At 41.6% G+C, this 21,820-nt stretch carries 19 protein-coding genes and 1 pseudogene; 19 read left to right on the top strand and 1 reads right to left on the bottom strand.

The window, feature by feature from the left end; genetic code table 11:
* The first annotated feature begins 77 nt into the window (after window positions 1–77).
* The 16 genes and pseudogenes from G608_RS0108900 to G608_RS24280 all read left to right on the top strand — a co-directional run bounded on the left by G608_RS0108900 (window position 78) and on the right by G608_RS24280 (window position 16,007).
* The gene (locus G608_RS0108900) at window positions 78–989 is read left to right on the top strand and encodes a carbohydrate ABC transporter permease (protein WP_026495739.1); all 912 of its coding nucleotides are present in this window, start codon (window positions 78–80) and stop codon (window positions 987–989) included.
* Window positions 982–1,827: a carbohydrate ABC transporter permease gene (locus G608_RS0108895; protein ID WP_035795106.1), complete on the top strand. Its 846-nt coding sequence runs from the start codon at window positions 982–984 to the stop codon at window positions 1,825–1,827. The genes G608_RS0108900 and G608_RS0108895 overlap by 8 nt, the downstream gene beginning before the upstream one ends.
* Window positions 1,828–1,863: 36 nt before the next feature.
* A complete protein-coding gene (locus tag G608_RS20580) occupies window positions 1,864–3,750 on the top strand; it encodes a sensor histidine kinase (RefSeq protein WP_026495737.1) in 1,887 nt (628 codons plus the stop codon).
* Between the two features lie 21 nt (window positions 3,751–3,771).
* Window positions 3,772–5,343 carry a response regulator transcription factor gene (locus G608_RS0108885; RefSeq protein WP_035795103.1) on the top strand — a complete coding sequence of 524 codons (1,572 nt, stop codon included), beginning with the start codon at window positions 3,772–3,774 and terminating at the stop codon, window positions 5,341–5,343.
* 140 nt (window positions 5,344–5,483) lie between these two features.
* Window positions 5,484–5,666, top strand: coding sequence for a hypothetical protein (locus G608_RS0108880; protein ID WP_026495735.1), 183 nt, complete (start codon window positions 5,484–5,486; stop codon window positions 5,664–5,666).
* Between the two features lie 153 nt (window positions 5,667–5,819).
* Window positions 5,820–5,960, top strand: a pseudogene (locus G608_RS22860) (transposase); the annotation flags it as partial.
* Between the two features lie 141 nt (window positions 5,961–6,101).
* Window positions 6,102–6,683, top strand: coding sequence for a fructosamine kinase family protein (locus G608_RS0108875; protein WP_196810168.1), 582 nt, complete (start codon window positions 6,102–6,104; stop codon window positions 6,681–6,683).
* On the top strand, window positions 6,680–6,868 hold the full coding sequence (locus G608_RS23215) for a fructosamine kinase family protein (RefSeq protein WP_026495733.1): 189 nt from the start codon (window positions 6,680–6,682) through the stop codon (window positions 6,866–6,868). Before G608_RS0108875 ends, G608_RS23215 begins: the two co-directional genes overlap by 4 nt.
* A 7-nt stretch (window positions 6,869–6,875) precedes the next feature.
* Complete coding sequence (locus tag G608_RS0108865) at window positions 6,876–7,625, top strand: metallophosphoesterase (protein WP_026495732.1); 750 nt, start codon at window positions 6,876–6,878, stop codon at window positions 7,623–7,625.
* A 93-nt stretch (window positions 7,626–7,718) separates the two neighbouring features.
* On the top strand, window positions 7,719–10,964 hold the full coding sequence (gene carB, locus G608_RS0108860; protein WP_026495731.1) for a carbamoyl-phosphate synthase large subunit: 3,246 nt from the start codon (window positions 7,719–7,721) through the stop codon (window positions 10,962–10,964).
* Window positions 10,965–10,988: 24 nt separating this feature from the next.
* Window positions 10,989–11,984, top strand: a complete 996-nt coding sequence (locus G608_RS0108855) for a DUF4003 family protein (protein WP_026495730.1) — start codon at window positions 10,989–10,991, stop codon at window positions 11,982–11,984.
* A gap of 115 nt (window positions 11,985–12,099) precedes the next feature.
* On the top strand, window positions 12,100–12,429 hold the full coding sequence (locus tag G608_RS0108850) for a hypothetical protein (protein ID WP_196810167.1): 330 nt from the start codon (window positions 12,100–12,102) through the stop codon (window positions 12,427–12,429).
* Window positions 12,430–12,433: 4 nt separating this feature from the next.
* Window positions 12,434–12,898: a DUF2752 domain-containing protein gene (locus G608_RS20575; RefSeq protein WP_035795101.1), complete on the top strand. Its 465-nt coding sequence runs from the start codon at window positions 12,434–12,436 to the stop codon at window positions 12,896–12,898.
* A 144-nt stretch (window positions 12,899–13,042) separates the two neighbouring features.
* Window positions 13,043–14,848, top strand: a complete 1,806-nt coding sequence (locus G608_RS0108840) for a hypothetical protein (protein ID WP_026495728.1) — start codon at window positions 13,043–13,045, stop codon at window positions 14,846–14,848.
* 101 nt (window positions 14,849–14,949) lie between these two features.
* Window positions 14,950–15,459 carry an O-acetyl-ADP-ribose deacetylase gene (locus G608_RS0108835; RefSeq protein WP_026495727.1) on the top strand — a complete coding sequence of 170 codons (510 nt, stop codon included), beginning with the start codon at window positions 14,950–14,952 and terminating at the stop codon, window positions 15,457–15,459.
* Between the two features lie 227 nt (window positions 15,460–15,686).
* Entirely contained in the window at window positions 15,687–16,007 is a 321-nt protein-coding gene (locus G608_RS24280; RefSeq protein ID WP_081677370.1) for a PspC domain-containing protein, read from the top strand.
* A gap of 52 nt (window positions 16,008–16,059) precedes the next feature.
* On the opposite strand, the gene G608_RS0108825 is transcribed toward G608_RS24280, so the two are convergent.
* The gene (locus G608_RS0108825) at window positions 16,060–17,064 is read right to left on the bottom strand and encodes a leucine-rich repeat protein (protein WP_026495726.1); all 1,005 of its coding nucleotides are present in this window, start codon (window positions 17,062–17,064) and stop codon (window positions 16,060–16,062) included.
* 334 nt (window positions 17,065–17,398) lie between these two features.
* Here G608_RS0108825 and G608_RS0108820 point away from each other — a divergent pair, with 334 nt between their 5' ends.
* The 3 genes from G608_RS0108820 (at window position 17,399) to G608_RS22400 (ending at window position 21,797) form a co-directional block, all read left to right on the top strand.
* Entirely contained in the window at window positions 17,399–17,788 is a 390-nt protein-coding gene (locus G608_RS0108820; RefSeq protein ID WP_026495725.1) for a DUF4342 domain-containing protein, read from the top strand.
* A gap of 159 nt (window positions 17,789–17,947) precedes the next feature.
* Window positions 17,948–19,210 (top strand): hypothetical protein, encoded by a 1,263-nt coding sequence (locus tag G608_RS0108815; protein ID WP_026495724.1) that lies wholly within the window; start codon window positions 17,948–17,950, stop codon window positions 19,208–19,210.
* 331 nt (window positions 19,211–19,541) lie between these two features.
* Window positions 19,542–21,797 carry a fibronectin type III domain-containing protein gene (locus tag G608_RS22400; protein ID WP_051209055.1) on the top strand — a complete coding sequence of 752 codons (2,256 nt, stop codon included), beginning with the start codon at window positions 19,542–19,544 and terminating at the stop codon, window positions 21,795–21,797.
* The last annotated feature ends 23 nt before the right edge of the window (window positions 21,798–21,820 follow it).

The raw sequence follows: 21,820 nt of genomic DNA, 5'->3' as shown, positions 1-21,820 counted from the left end.
AGTCACAGGAAGCATGTTTATATGCATTCCTGTGACTTTCATAATCAAACGAACAATTCTTTTTTGAGGAATGCACGATGAAAAAATACATGGGCAACAAGCTGGCAATTCTCCTTTTTGTGGCGCCGGCACTTGCGATTTTTATTTTATTTGACTTTATACCGATAGTTCAGGTTTTTGGATATAGCTTTACCAATTGGAACGGATTAACCATGCCTGATTTTACAGGCCTTAAAAACTACATCAAACTATTTGGAGACAAAGTATTTGTCACATCTAACCGCAATCAGCTTATTTTTGCGATAATTATCACAGTCTATCAGATGTTTTTCGCAACCATCTTTGCGATTACCATTTCAGATAAAAAAATGAAGGGAAGAAAATTCCTCAGAGTAGCGTATTTTATTCCTGTCATTTTGTCAGTAACCGTTGTTTGTCAGCTCTGGGGTTCCATACTTGATGGAAATGGACTCCTTAATAAATTCTTTGAAGTATCAGGATCTGATTTTAAGCAGAACTGGCTGGGCGATAGATATAAAGCAATCTATGTTATTTCCTTTGTAAATGCCTGGCAGTGGATGGGATATCAGTTTGCACTTATTGTTGCCGGAATAAAATCAATTCCAAGCGATTATTACGAGGCGGCAGTAATAGACGGATGTTCCAATGTAAAAGCTCATATGAAGATTACTATTCCGCTTCTTGCAGAGACTTATAAGTTCTGCCTTATCATTTCACTTACAGGAGGTATCAAGGCATTTACAGAGATGAACATTTTGACCGGCGGTGGACCGAATAAATCCACATTTACTCTGACATATATGATGTATAATGCAGCATTTAAGAAGTCAGATTATGGATACGGTCTTGCGGCAGCTTCTATCATGGTGCTTGAGTGCATGATGGTAATGCTTCTTATTAACTTTATTTTCCGTGACAAAGATCAGGGAAAAGAAGAAGAAAAATCCAGGAGGAAGAGAAATGCTTGAGGGAAGAAAGCGCAGCATTGCGCATTATATATTTGTGGCATTCTGCTGGATTTATGCGGCATTTTCCCTTTATCCGCTTATATGGATGCTCTTTTATTCATTTAAAAATAACCAGGAAATCTTTGTTACGAATCCTTTTGGATTCCCATGGCCACTGCATCTTGAGAACTATGTGACAGCATGGACAAAGTATGATGTTCCGCTTTACTTTATGAATTCACTTATTGTTTCTATAGGAACTGTAGCAATAACCATAGCAGCGGCTCTTTTGTTCTCATATGCAACAAGCCGCATGATCTGGAGAGGAAAAACCTTTACAAGACTGTTCCTTGGACTAGGTATGTTTATTCCGGTACAGGCAATAATGATTCCTGTTGTAAAAGTAGTTCAGAAATTCAACATGATGGGAACAAGATGGTCACTGATTTTCCCCTATGTTGCTATAAATCTTGCTTTTGCATGTATGGTTTACTATGGATTCTTTAAGGGAATTCCGATTGAACTCGAGGAAGCAGCGTGCATGGATGGTGCGAACATATTCCAGACATTTTTTCTTATAATCGAGCCTCTTGTAAGGCCCGCAACAGTTACCCTTGTTATTTATATTTTCCTTAATGCCTGGAATGAGTTCATCCTTGCTAACGTTGTCGTTGGAAGTATTGCAAAGTTAAAGACTCTGCCTCTCGGCGTGCTGTTTTTCCAGGGAGAGTTTACAACAGATTGGGGCGGAATGGGCGCAACAATGGTAATTGCAAGTTTCCCTGCAATAATTGTATATACTCTTTTCTCAGAGCAGGTTGAGAGTGCTATGACAATAGGCGGAGCAGTAAAAGGATAAATTATATTCAGAAAAAAGATATGGTAAAATAATACCATGAAAGACATGACAATAAAGGAGATGGAGAGGCTTCACGGCAGGAAAAAGAAGCCTCTCATGAACATCTCGCTAAAATATAAAATTGCTTTTTTTACAGCGCTTGTGGCACTGATTCCAATGGTGACACTGGCGCTTCTTATGATATTTTTTTATAGCCGCGCGATTCTTGAGAGAGGAAACAGGCAGATAGAGGAAAATATCCGCATAATGTCGGACAGAATTGCGGCGGTTATTGATAACGGGACAGTCTGTTCCAACAATTTCACCATTTCTGCAAGTAATTACTATAACGACAGATCCATTAAAAAGGTTACCAGGGAAAGCCGCATTTTGTCTGAAATGACGCAGGATCTTTTGATTTACAGAGGGATAGATTCAATAGTCTTTTTTGATGAGGAAGATTTTTTTATTGCGACGGATCCGGCTTTTTACAAGATGGAGGATGAGATAACTAAATGCGATTATGCCATGAAACTGGTAGGAACAAATGGCATAACAATCCTTATGGATGCGGAAAATAATCCTATGAGCAGTGATGAAAATGAGGTCATAACTCTGGGGAAAAGGGTTATAAATACTGTAACCGGAGAGGGCATAGGATATGTTTTTATTAACATGGATAAGGAAAATCTGGTTAAATCCGCAAAAAGTGAGATAAGCTCATACTTTTTATATGACAACGAAGGATTTTGCCTAAGCGACGCTTATGGTGATGAGATTTTGAACAGCGAGGAGCTCAGGGCAAAGCTGTTTGAGGGTCAGAACTCTGATTTTGAATACAGTGGTAAAACTGCGCATCTTAAATTCGGAAAAGGGGAAGATGATTCCGATTCCGAGTTTACAAAGCTTATGGGTGCAGGTGAGAGAAGTGCGATTTTAAGCTATGACGGATCAAAATATCTGATTGCCAAGGCTGAAGTTCCGTCATATCACTGGAATCTTATTGGAATAACCAACCTTAACAAATTCAATGTTACAGACGAGGAGTTCAAATTTATAATTGGAACCACTAGTGCAATAGCTGCGGTGCTCCTTCTCCTTTCAATCATAATCTCGGTAACGCTCGTTACTAAACCCCTTACGGTTTTGCATGATGGCGCTGAGCAGATTGCTGAAGGTGATATGTCAGTTCGTTTCCACTTTAAGACCAGGGATGAGATCGGACAGCTGGGAAGAATTTTCAATTATATGACAGAGCGAAACAGAGAGCTCTTGATACAGGTAGACGAGGAGGCAAAAAAGAAGAGAGAATACGAGCTTTCTCTGATGCAGGAGCAGGTAAAACCGCATTTTCTGTATAATACCCTGGATATTATTATTATGCTCATTGAGATGAACAGGAGCAGAGAGGCTGCAAGGGTTACGCAGAAACTTGCAAATTACTACAAAAACTCCCTGTCGGGAAGCGATGAGATAGTAACTGTTGAGCGGGAAATTCAGATTACGAGGGATTATCTGGATTTGCAGGTTATGCGTTACGGGGACAAATTCAAGTATTCCTTTGATATTGATGAAAAGATAATGAATATGCATATACCCAAGATGACGCTGCAGCCCCTTGTGGAAAATGCTATTTACCATGGGCTTAAATATAAAGAAGACTGGGGTAGCATAGAGATAAGCGGTAAGTTTATCGATGATGAAAAGGGTGCGGCTATCATCGTTAAGGATGATGGTATAGGTATAAAAAAAGAGGATCTTGTGGTTATGCAGGATGTCCTGTCAAAAGGAGATATTCCGGAGGACGCTGAGAGAAAGCATTTCGGAGTATATAGTGTTGATCACAGGCTTAGACTTTATTTTGGAGATGGCTACGGCATAAATATAGAAAGTGAGCCGGGAGCCGGATGTACGGTAACCATTCCTATTCCAAAGAATGTATAGAATTGGTATTTGGAGCATTTTATGAACAAGATAATGATAGTGGACGATATGCCTATTTTTCTTGAGTATTTGAGAGGGTGTATCGATTGGAATTCATATGGATTTGAAATATGTTGTGAAGCTCATGACGGAAAAGAAGCCCTTGAAAAAATGGACGAATTTCTTCCGGATGTTGTGCTTACGGATATCACAATGCCTTATCTGAACGGGCTGGAACTGTCTGAAAAGATAATGCAAAACTATCCGGACACATCAATAATTCTCATCACAGGAAACAATGAATTTGAATATGCAAGGAAAGCAGTAAAAATCGGTGTCTGCGATTATATAGTCAAACCTTTTGAGAAGGAAGAGTTAATCCTAAGCCTTCTTAAACTTCAGGATAATATAGGTAAAGCTGTTGAAAATGATATAGAAAAAGAATCTCAGACTGATAACAGCGAGCAGGAAAAATTTAGACAGATTATTTATTCTGCAGGTTCTGTTGCTAATGAAGAGATATACTCAGAGCTTAATGATTCCGGAAAATATCCTCTTCTTGCTGTATGCAGCGTTAATCAGAATGCCAGAAACTTTAGAATGGAGCTGGAGCAAATCATGAACTGGGAGAAAATGTTTGTGAGAATGCTTCAGGGAAGGATTGAGATAGATGGCACATACAGGCTTTTCAATGATTATGAGAATAATATAGTCATTATCTTTTCTTTTAAGACAGAGGAAGCAAGAGCAGCTTATAAAGGCTATGAATTTGTTGATCTGTCGCAGATAATCAAGAATCAGCTTGAACTTGACATGCTCACCTGTTTTGGGGTACCTGAGAATGGATACGAGGGAATACATGATTTTTACGAAAAAATCCTTGTAACCATGGCTGAAAAGACCACGGAGTCTGTCATTGATATGAGAATTCCAAAGACCGGAAAAGAGTTTATGGTCAAACCGCAGATTTCACTTAATGCGATAATGCGTCTTAATCATGATCTCGAGACGTTGCAGGATGATGATGCGGCCAAAACAATCAGTGATATCTGGGAAAAAATGAAGGAAAGCTCCCTTCCAATGGCAGATATAAATATCCTGTCAGGGGCCGTGGGAGTACTTATGACCAATATCATCCAGTCCGGATTCTCAATTGAAGCTATATATGGCAAGGGCTTTTCTCCGGAAAAGGAACTGATGTCACTTAAAACAAGAGAAGAGATGCGAGACAAGATAATTGAGCTTTATCGCATCAGAATCAATTATCAGAAGAATAAGACAGACTCGAAATCTCACAATATAGCAGTTGCGGCGAAGGAATATATAGAAGAACACTATGCTGATAACGGACTTTCCATAGCGGATATATCAGAGCATCTGCTGGTTAATCAGACCTATCTACGTCGTATGTTCAAAGCTGAGATGGATATGACTCTTCAGGAATATATGACTCAGTACAGAATGCATAAGGCAAAAAAGATGATTCTTGAAACAGATGAGAAGCTGGCGGAGATTGCAGAAAATGTAGGTTATAGTGATGTCAGCTATTTCTCTAACTGTTTTAAGAAATTTTACGGAGTTTCACCCAGAAGCATGCAAAATAAGCTTTTATAGTGAAGTCAAAAAAATCCTCAGAATTTCAAAAACGAAGTTCTGAGGATTTTTCACTTTATTTTTTTAATGCATTTTTTAGAATGAATTCTCACATAATATAGTAAAATGGTACTAGGGCATTTTTGCGATAAGGATGCATTATGAAAAAGAGAAGTGAATTAGTCCGCTCAAGAATTAAGCAGGCCATTTTCATATTTGTCGTTTGGCTTTTTGCATTTCTTTCTGTTGCTATGGGCGAATGGAAAGTAAATGCAGATACTGCCATGCTTGCGGATATTCATGAGGGCTGGACCTCGAACCGGTATTTTCGGATACGCCTGTAGGTATAAGAGATATAACTATCGGTGATGCCGGACAGTTCCTGACAAGCGTCTTTAAAAGAAATCTCTTTTCATTCCAACAAGGTGTGATAAAAGCCATAGAGGCAAAAGAAACATGATAACAGGGAGCAATATAGAAAAAGCCCGGCATTTGCTGTAAACAGAATCTATTCAAGTCGTGATATTGAGTCTGCCTGCAAGAGAGACATTAATTTCATGTACCTTCTGGACGGAGCGCCTGCTCCTGATCATTCCACCATAGCAAGATTTATATCAATTCATCTCTCACAGTGCGCCATTTGATTTATAGCATTGTTCATATGACAACATTTTCCCATTCATCCTTAAACGCAAGTATTACAAATAGTAACAATCTTGAATCACAGATTCGAGATTGTGTATAATCTATTTATGTATGAAAAAAGTTCTTCCCCTGATATGAAAACAATTTCATATCCTTTTCCTGTGTGTAAATCGCTGAATGAAGCGGTTATGTTAATGTGCGGTGAAAATACCACAATAGAAAGCCGGCAGACGATTATGGGCGGAGACGCAAACGACGCGTATCTGCTGCATTTATCGAATGGAGAGAAGGCTTTTATTAAAGTGAACGTCCGCGGAAACGCAGATTTTTTCTGGGAAGAGGCCCGTGGTCTATTGGCAATAGACTCAACAAAAACAATGCGGGTACCAAAAATCTATGCGGCAGGCACTGATGGAAATATCTCATTCCTTCTGATGGAATACATAAACAGCGGTTGTCTTTCAAGTAATTTCTGGGAATCCCTTGGGATAGGCCTTGCAAAGCTCCATCAAGCAGATACATCGGGTTTTGTAGTAAGAGAAAAATACGGCTTTACCACCGACAATTACATCGGGGCGGGAAAACAGATAAATACCCCAAAAAACAGTTGGATAGAATTTTTTGCTGAATGCAGGCTAAAGCCGCAGTTTAAGCTGGCTGAAAGATACTTTGACAGCTACCTGATAAAGGCAGCAATGAAGCGGATATCGCTATGACAGAGCTGTTTGGCGGCTTCGATAATCGTTTTTATGAGGCATATTTTGATGCTATGGGAATTACACCGGGCTACGAGGACAGGCGTGATTTGTACAATCTTTACCACCTGACCAACCACCTTAATCTTTTCGGAAGATCATACCTATCGGCGGTAATACGGATTATTAATAGATATTCAACATGAGGAAAAAATGGCAACCTACATAATTTCAGACCTTCACGGCCAACTTCATATTTTTGAAAAGCTTCTCGAGAAAATCGCTTTCTCAGAGGAGGACTTTTTGTACGTAATTGGCGATGCCATAGACAGAGGACCGGACGGAATCGCGATTCTTTTAAAAATCATGGATTCACCAAACATGGACCTGCTTCTTGGAAACCACGAGTTCATGATGCTTAACACCGTTTCACCGGACGGCTCTATAGATATAATTACCGGAAGAGACAGTAAACTCTGGCTCATTGCCAACAAAGGTATTTCTACTTTGGAGGAGTACCAGAAGCTTGATGAAAACAGAAGAAAAGAGCTGCTTTCCTGGCTCTCATCAAGGCAGCTTACCAAGCTTGTGGATGCAGGCGGTAAAACCTTTTGCCTTACCCATTCCTATTACAGCGAGAATTCCATAGAAAAAACCTATAGTGAGCTTAGCTATGACGAGGTTTGGGACATAGTATGGAAAACGCCCTACAGGTATGATATCTACGCACCAATTTCGGAATATTCGAAAAAGCCCTGGACCTTTGTTATCGGGCACGTTCCGGTTCAGCGCATCATGGAAGAAGCAAAGCTTGAACTTTATCACGAGGAAAACATCTATGTTATCGATGGCGGATGCGCCTACAAAGCAAGCGGGAACCTGCCTGACAGCACCTGCGGCATAATCTGTATGAGACTTGAAGACCTGGAAGTAACGACACTGTCTTTCGCTGACATACAGTAAAATAGCCATTCCCGGAACTTTTTACTTGTTTTTATCATGAATGAATTATAAAATCTTTAGAGACTAAAAAACGCAGAAAAGATGGAGAGAAACATGGCACAGAGAACAGATATCCACAAGGTACTAATCATTGGCTCAGGCCCTATTGTTATCGGACAGGCCTGCGAATTTGACTATTCAGGAACCCAGGCCTGCAAGGCGCTGAGGAGTCTTGGCTATGAAATCGTCCTGGTTAATTCCAATCCGGCTACAATCATGACCGATCCGGAGATGGCGGACAGGACTTATATTGAACCCTTAAATGTCAGCCGCGTTGCGGCTGTAATTGAAAAAGAAAGACCGGATGCCCTTTTGCCTAATTTAGGAGGGCAGTCTGGTCTTAATTTGTGTTCAGAATTATACAAAGCAGGAGTTCTGGATAAATATAACGTGAAGGTTATCGGTGTTCAGGTAGATGCCATTGAACGAGGCGAGGACAGAACTGAGTTTAAGAAAACCATGGATAAGCTCGGAATCGAGATGGCAAGGTCAAAGGCCTGCTACAGCATAGAGGAAGCGCTGGCTGAGGCTGACGAGCTCGGATATCCCGTTGTTCTTCGTCCCGCATATACCATGGGCGGCGCAGGCGGCGGACTTGTTTACAACAAGGAAGAGCTGCAGACAGTATGTGCAAGAGGTCTTGCTGCATCCATCATTCACCAGGTTCTGGTTGAGGAGTCAATCCTTGGCTGGGAAGAACTTGAGCTTGAGGTTGTAAGAGATAAAGACAACAATATGATTACCGTATGCTTTATCGAAAACGTAGACCCTGTCGGTGTTCACACCGGCGATTCCTTCTGTACCGCACCCATGCTTACAATTGACGAGGACCTTCAGCAGGAGCTTCAGCGCCAGGCCTACAAGATTGTTGAGCACATCGGCGTTATCGGCGGAACCAACGTACAGTTCGCCCATGATCCAAAGACAGGCCGAATCGTTGTTATCGAGATCAATCCCAGAACCTCCAGATCATCAGCCCTTGCAAGTAAAGCAACAGGCTTCCCCATCGCCCTTGTTTCCGCAAAGCTTGCTACCGGACTTACACTTTCCGAGCTTCCGGATTCCAAATTCGGAACCCTTGATAAATACGTACCTAACGGCGACTACGTGGTAGTAAAATTTGCCCGCTGGGCATTTGAAAAATTCCACGGAGTTGAGGACAAGCTCGGCACTCAGATGAGAGCTGTCGGCGAAGTCATGTCCATCGGTAAAAACTTCAAGGAAGCCTTCCAGAAAGCCATCAGATCCCTTGAAAAAGGCAGATATGGCCTTGGAAATGTGAAAAAATATGAGGAAATGGACAAGGAAGAGCTTCTGCATCTTCTTAAGGACGCTTCTTCCGAGAGATATTTCCTTATTTACGAAGCCTTCAAGAAAGGCGTTACTGTCGACGAAATCTTTGATATCACCAAGGTTAAGCACTATTTCCTTAATGAGATAAAAGAGCTCGTCGAAGAGGAAAATGCATTGGTAAGCAGCTTCAAGGGAAGTGTTCCCTCAAATGAAGCCCTGATCAAAGCTAAGGAAGACGGCTTTGCAGACAGATATCTTTCCGGAATTCTTGGTGTATCCGAGGATGACATCAGAAATACAAGAGACGAGCTTGGTCTTACGGAAAAATGGGACGGTGTCCACGTATATGGAACTGACGGTGCCGCTTACTATTACTCAACCTACAAGACAGATGCAAACATTGAAAATCCCAAGGCAGACGACAGCGCCGATACAAAGAAGATCATGATCCTTGGCGGAGGCCCCAACAGAATCGGACAGGGTATTGAGTTCGATTATTGCTGTGTACACGCTGCCCTTGCCCTGAAAAAACTTGGCTTTGAGACCATAATCGTAAACTGCAATCCTGAGACAGTTTCAACGGACTACGATACATCCGATACACTTTACTTCGAGCCTCTGACCTTGGAGGATGTACTTCAGATTTATAAAAAGGAAAAGCCCGTGGGCGTAATCGCACAGTTTGGCGGACAGACTCCCCTTAACCTGGCTGCAAAGCTTAAGGAAGAGGGTGTAAACATCCTTGGAACCACTCCTGAAGTAATTGATCTTGCAGAAGACAGAGATCAGTTCCGTATGATGATGGAAAAGCTTGAGATTCCCATGGCTGAGTCCGGAATGGCTTCGGACGTAGAAACTGCAAAGGAAATCGCTGCAAGAATCGGTTATCCCGTAATGGTTAGACCGTCCTTCGTCCTTGGCGGAAGAGGAATGGAAATCGTAAGAGATGAGGAGAGTATGGAAGGCTACATGAAAGCCGCTGTTGGCGTAACTCCTGACCGTCCGATCCTTATTGACAGATTCCTCCACAATGCCATGGAGTGCGAAGCAGACGCCATAAGTGATGGCGAGAAGGCCTTCGTTCCTGCAGTTATGGAGCACATCGAGCTTGCCGGAATTCACTCAGGTGACTCTGCCTGCATAGTTCCCTCCAAGCACATCTCAGAGGAGCACCTTAAGACTATCGAGGAATATACCCGCAAAATAGCGGTTGAGATGAATGTTGTAGGACTTATGAACATGCAGTATGCCATCGAGGATGACACCGTTTACGTCCTTGAAGCTAACCCGAGAGCATCCCGCACAGTACCGCTTGTTTCAAAGGTATGCGGCATAAAAATGGTGCCCATCGCAACCGATATTATCACAGCGCAGCTCACAGGAAGACCGTCCCCTGTTCAGGGCCTTATCGATGCAAAGAAAAACACCGAGCCTGAATACTACGGCGTAAAAGAAGCGGTATTCCCCTTCAACATGTTCCCTGAGGTTGATCCTGTACTTGGACCTGAAATGCGCTCCACAGGTGAAGTTCTCGGACTTGCAAAGACTCCCGGCGAAGCCTTCTTCAAGGCAGAAGAAGCTGCAAATGCTGCGCTTCCTCTTAAGGGAGCAGTGCTTATTTCTCTCAACACTGAGGATAAGCCTATGGCTTCAGCAATCGCGAAGGGCTTTGCGGATGAAGGCTTTAAGATCTATGCAACAGGCAAAACCTACGAGACCATCGTCGAAGCAGGCATCGAAGCCACAAAGATTCTGAAAAACTACGAGGGCGGAAGACCCAACGTTGAGGATCTTATCAAAAACGGTGACGTGCAGCTTGTTATCAATACACCTATAGAAAAAGGCGCAAAGTATGATGATGCTTACCTTCGCCGCGCAGCCATAAAGGCACGCATTCCTTACATAACCACAGTTGCAGCCGCAAAAGCAGCTGCCCAGGGCATCAGGGAAGTAAAGGCGAACGGCGCAGGAAATATCAAATCCTTGCAGGAATATGCAGAAAAATAAAAAACACCAAAGGAGAGAGAAGGTATGAAAGAAAAAGTACAGAAAAGAAGTGAGTTACTGGTTTCAAACAGAGATCTTATTCACAAGGGCTTCATGTTTGAGAACGGTCTTATCACAACAGTTGCAGCTGCAACTTTCACAGAGAAGGACAAGGTTGCAGATGCTGAGCACATGAAGGAATGCAGGAAGCTTCTTCGCGATAGAAAGGGTGCTTTTTCAGAGCTCAGAGGCAATAACGAGCTGGTTGTGTCAGCTAAAATGGCAGTCAGTGAGAATCCTGAGAAATTTCTTGATGAGCTTATCGAGGTTTATGAGAAGTTCAATAAGGGCAAATTCTTTGGATCTTCCTACAAAGTAATGGCTTCCATGACCATTGTTAGTACAGGCAAAGCTGCAGAAGCAGACAATATCATCGAAAAAACAGATGCGATCATCAAGGGAATGAAGAGCCAGCATCCTTTCCTTACTTCTGATGAGGATATATGCATTGCAGTTCTTCTTGCCATGACTGATAAGGATACAGAAGATATTCTTGCTGAGCTTGAAGAGACATTCCAGAGCGTAAAAAAGAGCTTTGCTTTCCACGAAAATGCAGCTTATTCTCTTGCTCAGGTACTTACTACTTATGGTGGAGAGTGCAGCGAGAAAGTTGAAAAGGTTCTTTCATTCTTCGATGCTTTCAAGGAAGCAGGAGAGAAATATGGTAAGGACTATGAGCTTGCATCTCTTGGAACCCTCATTGATATCGATGCTGACAGAGATGAGCTTGTAAGCGAGGTCATCGAAGTGGCAAAATATCTGAAGGGCCAGAAGGGCTTTGAAACCTTTGATATGAATAAATATACCAGACTTATGTTTGGTGCAATGATCATTTCAGGCGTTTATTCTGATGATAACCTCAAGAATAGTGCATCCGTACTTGGCGGAACCCTTGCAGAAGTAATTGCGCAAGAGACAGCTATGCTTGTAGCTATCATTGCAGCAACCACAGTAACATCTACAACATCATCAAACGGTTGATTTGAGGTTATTGTTATTTCAATATAATTTTATTGTTTTTTTATATAATAACTTTCCTCCTCATGTATAATTATTCTGTAGAGACTACAGGTCATATTATGAGGAGGAAATAACAATGGATGAAAACAACAACATGAACGGGAATCAGCAGCCACAGTATTCACAGCCTGTTCCGCCGGTGAACAACACAACTTATGTTCAGATGCCGCCGGTAGAGGAAGTAACCTCTGTAGGAGATTGGGTATTAACCATTTTTCTTACTACAATTCCCTGTGTAGGTCTGATAATGCTTTTTGTATGGGCATTTGGTGGCAGTGCAAAGAAATCAAAGTCCAACTGGGCTAAGGCACAGCTTATCTGGGCGCTTATCTGGGCTATTATTGGCATAATCACTTATGTATTTCTCGGAGCTGCGCTTATTGAACTTGCAAACAGTTTGAGTTAAAAGCATGACTAAAGCATTAAACCGTCTTATTAAGGATATTATTCAAAATCGAAAGGTCATATTGATAGTATTACTTATTTGGGGCGGAGTAGTTCTTGTATTTCATAAATTTTGCCCGATGGTGCTGCTTACGGGGCTTCCGTGTCCCGGATGCGGCCTCACCCGGGCTTTCTTTTCGTTCTTAACGCTTCATCCCATGGAAGCACTGACTTATAATGCCACATCGGTTCTGTGGATAGCGTTTATTCTTTATGCCTTTTGGAATCGATATGTCTGTGATCGCAAAATAAAAGGCTTTGGAATAATTCTTGGAATTTTGCTTATTATCACTATCGGTTATTACCTCTGGCGCATGGCACATTTTTTCCCGGGAGTGGGTACCATGGCCTATTTTGAAAATAATTATCTCGCGCATATGATTCCGGATTATAAGCATCTCATCTCTGTCATTTTTGATTCTCTGAACTGAATTCTAAAATCACGTATATACTAAGCTGTCAAGTACGAATTATGCACGGATTCCTTCATTTTTCGTACTCTAAAATCATGACCTTTTCGCTATAATTATTGTGGTGGAAAAGAAGTTAAATTCGTGAAAAGAATCGAGGGGGATATGGTTAAAAGATCATTTCTAAAAATTCTTGGTTTAGGACTCACACTTACAATACTGTGCGGTTGTTCAGGAAATAAGGCTACGACGGATTCTTCCGCAGCTGATACAGAAGGACAGACCGCTGCGCCTACAAAGGCAGTTGACGCCGATCAGGACAATAGCGGCTCGGATACGGAAAACGCCGAACAAAGCGGCACTGACGAAGCTTCGCCGCAGCAGGATGATTCTGCTTCTGCCGGTGATTCATCTACTGACAGCGATGGAGCTTCTGATGGTGGATCTTCCGTCGATTCTGCCAGCGCAGACAGCACTTCAAACGCAGATAAAGATGCAGATTACGTTGCTAAATACAAGCCTGTTCTGGATGAGGCCTACGATTGTATCACAAATGAAAATTATTATGAGAACATGACGATCTATACGCCCATGGGGCTTATGGAGATCGCAAATTATTGGGAAAAGCCCGATCTTATGGAATATGTGGGCTATATTTTCACAGATATCAGTAGAGACGGAATTCCGGAGCTGATAATTGCCGATAATAAGGATAATGAATATGAAGACGGCGAGCCCCACAGTGTTGTTCTTGGCTGCTACACGCTGAAAAATGGTGAACCCCACATGACAATAGAAGGCTGGGCCCGCAACAGCTACGAATGGATTGGAGATGGGAAGTTTTCCTATCTTGGTTCCGGCGGCGCTATGAATACATATCTCGGAACCTGCCATTTAAGCGATGATGGAACAGAGATTGTTTGGGATACCTACTATTTTTCAGATGAAGTAAACGGTGAGCTTAAATATTTCACCAACACCACAGGAAGTGATGAGATAGCTGCTTCCGAAGAATTCATCCCGGAAGGAGCTGAAGGTATATGGGGATATGAAGCCGATCCGCCATGTCCCAAACTTGAGATCACACCCTTTAAGGATTATTTAGGTGAATCTGATTCAGTAGATGATGAGAGAAATCCTGCAAATATGCAGTCAGAAAAAATAGCATACTTTAACATTCCGGGGCCCGGAAAAGAGAGCTGCAGCGCAGATCTGGACGGCGATGGAAAAGCTGAAACCATAACTTATGATATGGCTGTGGATGAAAACGACATGACCACAAGCTTTTTCCTTAACATCAACGGCAAAGACTATGAAATGCCTAATGAAGGTGACCTGTATTATTATGCTATGCGCGGTCTTGACTGCTTTTGGTTTAGAACAAATGATGCAGCAAAATTCCATTATCTCTACATGCAGTACACTTCCGACAGCGATTATCTGATGACTGCCATGTACAAATTTGATGGAAAAAGCTTCACTCATTTATATGATCTGAACGGAGCCATAGCTTTTTGGAAGATGAAAGAGGGTGCTGAATACGAGTATACCTATCCCACAGATCCGGAGGATTTCTTTGTAGAAAGCTCGCAGCAGATTCTGGGTACTCAGTTCCTTACCCAGAGATGTAAGATTGGTGCTGATGGTATGCCTGAACCCATTGAGGAGTTCATGTATTATCAGACAGGCGCTGAGCCATACATTTCTGCATCAAAGCTGATACCATGCGATTTGATGGCAGATGAAAATGCTACCAAGGGCGTTGCAAATGCCATCTGGCAGGATAATATGGTGACTCCTTATCGCACAGACGGCAAAACCTTTATAGACTTAAAGGTTGAGAGTTATCCGGGACTTTACAGAATCTATTATGCCATGGAGGATGGACGATATGTCCTTACTTATACAGACGGAATGCTTGGATCGGCGTTAATTACAGAGTGTTTTAACGGTCTTAATTTTGCAGGATAACGAACCATTTAGGATGCTTGCTATTTGGTCGATGTGAATATATCGGTGAATCAGAGGTAATTAAATCAGTTCTATAAAACCGGCGCTTAAGAGGAGATGAAATGAGTTCAATAAAATACCACACAGGTGATATAACAAAATTAAAAGTAGATGCCATTGTAAACGCGGCAAATTCGAGCCTTCTTGGAGGTGGCGGCGTTGACGGCGCAATTCACAGAGCTGCCGGCCCTGAGCTTCTTGCCGAGTGCAGAACGCTTAATGGCTGCAGAACCGGAGAAGCCAAGATCACAAAGGGCTACAAGCTTCCCGCAAAGCATGTTATTCACACGGTTGGCCCCATTTACAGCGGCAGGGATACTGACGCGACTGTCCTTCGAAACTGCTATTGGAACAGCCTGGAAACAGCAAAAGCAAATGATCTTCACAGCATAGCATTTCCCGGCATTTCCACAGGAGTATACGGTTATCCCAAAAAGGAAGCTGCAGTAATTGCACTTAAAACAGTGAGAGAGTGGCTTGAGGAAAACTCAGGTTATGATATCGAGATAACAATCGTCAATTTCAGCGAAGAGGACTACGTTATCTATCAGACCGTGGCTGCAAATATGTGAGAATAAACAGTAATTCATTTCAGTGTAAAACGAACCTTTTTCAGTGTGATAAGGGTTCGTTTATTTCTTTGGATATATGATGTTTTCGTAAAAAGAAACGTCACATGCAGGAAAAGAGGAATAAATATTACAATTTTGCCACAACAGGTGTTTTCACCGGGCACTTTACGAATTAAAATACTTATAAAAAAGTAAGTTGCTTCGAGAGAAGGAAAGGGGTAGTGGTCATGAGAGGAAGACTTTATAAAAGTAGAGATAAAAAAGTATGTGGCGTTTGCGGAGGAATCGCAGAATATTTCGGAATCGATCCAACAATTATAAGAATCATTTATGCACTTCTTGTATTTGTGGGCGGCGTTGGAATTCTTCCTTACATAATCGCAGCAATCATAATGGATGATGCACCGCAGCAAAGCGAAGACTATAAAAGAATAGAAGAAAAGAATTTTTACGAACAGAACACGTACTCGGCAAAACCTTATTATGAAGAGTCAGAGGAGCCTGTAGGCTTTACACTTAAGTCTGATAATGTTTCATACATGAAGTAAATAAAAAAGTGATGCGCTTTTGATGCGCATCACTTTTTTCGTTTAGCTGAACTTATTTTTTAAGCTTTACGGAAGAACCGCTCTTTTTAAACAGCTTCTTATAAGCCTTGTACTTAGCCTTCGGAACCTTTGCTGTAAAGCCGCTTGCGTTCTTTGCGAAAGCTCTTTTTCCAACAGATGTAAGGGCGGTAGTATTTATCTTTGCCTTTTTAAGCTTTTTACATTTTTCGAAAGCGGATTTTCCGATTGATCTTACGTTACTTCCGATAGTTACACTGGTTACCTTGCCGTTTCCTGAAAGTGCTTTATCAGCAATAGCTGTCACTTTATAGGTGTATCCCTGATGCATTACTGTGTCAGGGATATTTACTGATTTAGTCTTTTTGGTAACACCGGTAAATTTTACCTCATCATCAGCTGTTACTTCGTATGAGCAGTTGTTTTCAGAAAAACTGTTTTCGCGGATAATTCTTTCAACTGTGCCGTTTTCGTTCAATCTTACATAGCCGTAGCCGGGGTTACTGAAAAGAAGCTTAAGCTTGAAATATCTATCCCCATTAGCGTTTGTTGCGTTGATTCCATAGAGATACTCTACAACGTGAAAAACGTAATCAATGTCTTCATTTGTAAGTCCTTTGCGCATGGAATTCTTTGTTACAACAGCTTCATAAGTACCAACTGATGACTTGGGATCAGCGTAAAAAAAGCTATAGTCATCACTGGTATTAAAGCTGATACTCTGATTAGGAGCAGCGGAGATAATGAACTCCGCACCTCTCGCGGAATCTTGATTTAAGGATATTTCTTCCAACGAATCTAAAATATAAGTCAGAGACATCACTGCCTTTGCATCATCATCAAGATCGCTACTTTTTGTCACACTGCTAACAGTGGGAGCGTATTTCTGAAAATCGAAACTCTTGGGCTGGCCGTTTGAAAAATCCACTACGATTTCATCGCCTGCTGCAAGAGCATTTGTTTTCCAACCGAAAAACATAATGATAGCCATCGCAAATGCGAAGACTATGCGGTTAATAGTTGCCTGTACTTTTTTCATAGTAACCTCCCACCATTTCCGTATACCCCCTCATTAACCCCATATAATAATAAAGTATAAGCATGATATAAGCAACGTGCGTTACTTGACGAAATATCATTTATTTTCTATGCCAGCATTCAAAAAAAGGGCATTTTGACATTAAACCGTTCATAATTCTCCGATTGGGGGAAAATAGAGTAGTTATATTTGCTCTATATGTTATGTAACAGAAGCTTCCGGCAGATTAGAATAATAACATAAACAAACAACAGTTGTTGCCAAACAGAAGGGGGCAATAACAAACGAAGATGAACATGATTTTTATATTGTGAAAGTTTAAGGAGGAGACAACATGAACATCACACTTGAAGCTATTGAAAAGGTAATGGAACTTACAGGAGTTAACTATCAGACAGCAAAGGCAGCTCTTGAACAGACAGAGGGCAATGTTGATGCCGCAGTTAATCTTATCAAGGCAGACGATAAAAACATTGCTGATGATGTCAAGGAACTGATCGAAAAGCTTAAGAAAGTTGTAGAGGAAGGCAATGTCGATAGAATCCAGGTTAAGAAGGACGATCAGATAGTACTCAGCGTTCCGCTTAATGTAGGAATCATCGGCGGTATTCTTGGACTTGCAGCAGCACCCTGGGCACTTATAGCAGGAACTGTTGCAGCATTCGGTCTTGGTTGCAAGCTCATCGTTGTTAAAAAAGATGGCTCAACCAATGAAGTAAAGTAAACTTCACACCCACAATATTTTTAGTTTTTTGCTTTACCAAAGAGAGCTGACCCCCATCAGCTCTCTTTGGCATTAATGAAACTTTCTGTTATAATGGGTTCTGTTTTGTAAAAATTTCAACGTGTTTTTTTATTAGAAAGTGTTTTACAGGTAATAGTAATGTCTTTTTTTGAAAAGCTGTTCTTATGGACAGTGATGTTTTTATTTGGATATGTTGGAATTGATTATTCCATCAAGGCATACAATGTTTATATGATGCAGGATACACTGGCAGGAAAACTGGTAACCTTATGCGTCATTCCTTTTATAGGCTTATGTTTTTACGGAATATATATTTTACTTAAGGAATTTTATGGTGAACATGGCAAAAAGGTGAGCTTTTTTAATAAGCTCCCGCATTTCGGGGATATGCTTAATAAGAGACAGGTCATGAAGATCATCAGAAAAGCTAAATTTCAGAAGTATTACACCAGAGATGGCAAGCTGCTCAATCATGTAAAGATCAGCGACGACGATAAGTGGGTATGCATTCTCGGCGGATATATGCCGGTTGACCTTATCTGCGGCTACAATCCTGAAAACAATGAGCTTTATTCCATAGATGGCGGAGTTATCAGACTTCCCCGCAGGGCAAAGAAGGAGAGCATTCAGGCAGAGCTTAACAGCTTCTTTGAGGACAGAGGCATCTGCTATACATCCATTCCCAAGAAGGCCAACAGCAGATTTAATCTGTTTCTCAATGTGCCTAAATCCGAGATCGATAAGGCCGATTTTAGCAGAGTTCGTTATCAGTGGGAAAAGGCAACAGCTGCCAAGGATCAGAAGCACAGCACGGAAAAATTCAAGCCCGTATCGAAAAAGGGAAAAATCCGCAACGACATTTTTGAAAGAGTTCTTTCAGATAAAGATGTCATGGATACCGTTAAGGCTGTGCAGCAGAAAAAGGTGGAGCTTGCCTATTATATGAACTTTGATGAATACAAAAGCGAGTTCAGTATCTGCAACGGCGTAACTCTTTTAGAGCAGCTGGAGTATCCGGAAAACAAGGAGGGCATTGATTTTCTTTTCAGATGTCTCGGTGATGTCGATGAAGCTTACTTTGGCCCTGCCGTTGACGTACTTTTGGATTTTCCTAAGAACGTGCTCCAGGAAAAGCTCGAGGAGGAAGCAAGACTCGCCTATGAAAACACAGATGTAGTCGGTCTTGCAGGGTTAATCTACTTTTCCAAGAAGATAAACTATGAAATCAAATTCATCAAAGAGCTTAAAGATGCTCAGAATGCTATAAAATTCGATCCTGCTAAAGCAAATTTATTTTCCGGGGATGTGTCTAAATTTGATTTTGATGAGATCGAAGCCTACGGCACCAGCACTGCTAAAGGATTTTCTCTTGGCGGCATGGCTTACAAAGAGCAGGCATGATATCGTGCCAAAGGGGACGGTTCTAAGTGGCACGGTTTTGGGTGCCAACGGGGAGAATGCCAAAGGGGACTGCCAAAGGGGACGGTTCTAAATGGCACGGAATTTCCGTGCCATTTAGAACCGTCCCCTTTGGCACTCTTTGACACATTTGCACAAAAATAGTAGAATACTGATATTTGAGGGGACAGTTTCCAAAATTTTTTTTGTGAAAGGGTATGTTGGGGAAATCGTTATGAATCAATGTTGTCGCAGGTTGTTACTTTCTGTAACGGCCATCTTTTGTTCGCTCGTCTTTTTTTATCCAATTCATGTAAATGCATACAGTAATATCATGCATGTTGTGGACGCTACCGATACTACGCTTACTGTTGACTGGAGCGAAGCTGTGGATGATTTCTGCGCGGAGAGACAGGAAGGTAACAAAAAAATAAAGTTTATATATTTCAAGCTTGGTTATGGGCTGTCGTCGGAAATGAACAAGGTAAGAAGAGAGGCAAACATCTCAGTTAATACTTCTCTTAGGCAGTACACAATTAAGAATCTTAAGCCTAATACCAGCTATTTTGTATCTGTTGCCTATGAAGCTCAGGGTAAGGGATATACAACGCACAATTTTCAGACAAATTACGCAAGAACAACCGGCGGAAGTCCCGAAACAGCTACACTTCTTGGAACTACAGGGACAACAGCAACTGTCAACCTGACCGATGCTATTGAAAGAGTAGCTTCAGAGCTTGTACCGAGTGGTGATTATTATTACTACTTTGATGGAAACGCTGGATATGCAGATCAGTCCGTAGGAAAAGATAAGGCTCTGAAAAGTGCTAAAGAAATAGTAGGAAAAGAATTCAATCCTCTTGGATACAAGCAGGGAATGTATACTATGCGCGGATTGAAGCCTGGCCATAAATATACCTATGTGGCAGGTGTTGATCTTACAGTTGTAAGAAAAAGCGACCGGAAGTATTATAACCGTTTTGTATACATAACTTTACCGGATATCGCAACAGGGAAAACAGATGACTCCGATATTTATAAGGCTAAAGAGAGCGTAACCAGGCACGATTACAGAGAGGATTCCCGAAGAAAGGGCAGAACCATTGTACCTATTAAGACGGGGCTCTGTGGTATGAGTTTTTCATCAACATGCACCGAGAATTCTATTACAATTGACTGGTCTAATGAGAAGGATTTAGAGGCTGTCAGAAACGGACTTAAGGAAAAAGATATTGTTTTGTCCTGTGTGGAAGCTGAAAATTATGACCATTTTGTTGAAAAGCAAAAATATGGGCCGGTACAAAATTACGGTCCTGCTGTAATAAAGGCAGCTGATAAGATTGATGCACACCAGTATACAATTCCTATAAGCAAAACTTCTTTTACTTTCAATAATCTTAAGCCTGCAACAAGATATATTGTCATGGTGAAATGCTCTTATAAGTGTCCTCCGTGGGTGGGAGCAACCGTTTATGCATATGATAATGTTGGAACTACGGGGAGTAAATCTGACCAGGAGATTAAAACACAGATTACCCAAGAGTTTAAATACGGATATCTGTATGATGCTACTGTTAAACATGATGGAAAGGAAGCATATCTGGACTGGACAGGGGCATTAAACAGTTTTATGGGAAGAAGTGTATTTGATGATCATTATCTGAGACCACTTGTTTCTCAATTCACTGAGATTGGATATGCCAAGCTTCCTGAGAAGTACAGTAAAGCGGATGTTGATAAAGCTTATAAGGAAGCAGAAAGAATGATACGTGCATACGATCCTACGGCATATCAGGTGGAAGCATCCTTAACTAATACCAAAATATATGGGTTAAATCCAAATGATAAATATGTTTTTGCGATAAGTGTACCGGTGACCTGGTATCAATATCGTAATTTTAATAGCAAGGATACCATGATCTATGCTGATGAGACAGGAATAAACTTTGTTAAAGCAAAGGAGACCGGGGCTCAGTATGATGGACATGACATAGACATGAAACCGGGAGGAGGAAGCGGTTCAGGTAACAGCGGCGAGAGTGGCTCCGGCAATAGTGGTGAAAGCGGCTCCGGTAAGAGTGGTGGTAGCGGTTCCTCTAACAGCGGCGAGAGTGGCTCCGGTAAGAGTGGTGGCAGCGGCTCATCTAACAGCGGCGAGAGTACCACAACTCCTTCCCCGGGAGCAGCGGAAGCAGGTTCTTCCGAGGAAAACAGCGATAGCAGTAGTAATGGAAGCAGTGATGCAGCCGGCTATGGCAGCACTTCTGAGAGTCAGATAAAAACTGCAGAGATGCCCCAAAACGACTTTGCTCAGATTATTTGTAGTACTGATAAGATTTCTCATAAGAAGCTTAAGAAAAAAGCAAAGACAGTAACTATCAATGTAGAAAATTCAAAAGGCGCAATTACCGTCAAGGATGTTTCTTCCAAGAAAAACAAAAATGTTGCCGAGGTTAAGGTTAAGGGAAGAAAGGTCAAAGTTAAGTTTAAGAAGGGTACTGCCAAGGGAGTCTATAAATTCAAGGTGACCGTAGGTGCTTACGGCGAAACAAAGAAAACCACTGAGACTATCAAAATCAGGGTTAAATAAGCACACAGAAAAGATTTTTGGGG

It is taken from the genome of Butyrivibrio sp. WCD3002 (genome assembly GCF_000424265.1).
Taxonomy (GTDB): Bacteria; Bacillota; Clostridia; order Lachnospirales; family Lachnospiraceae; genus Butyrivibrio.
Note: the sequence above shows the minus strand (reverse complement) of the source record. Positions and strands in the feature narration are given on the sequence as shown.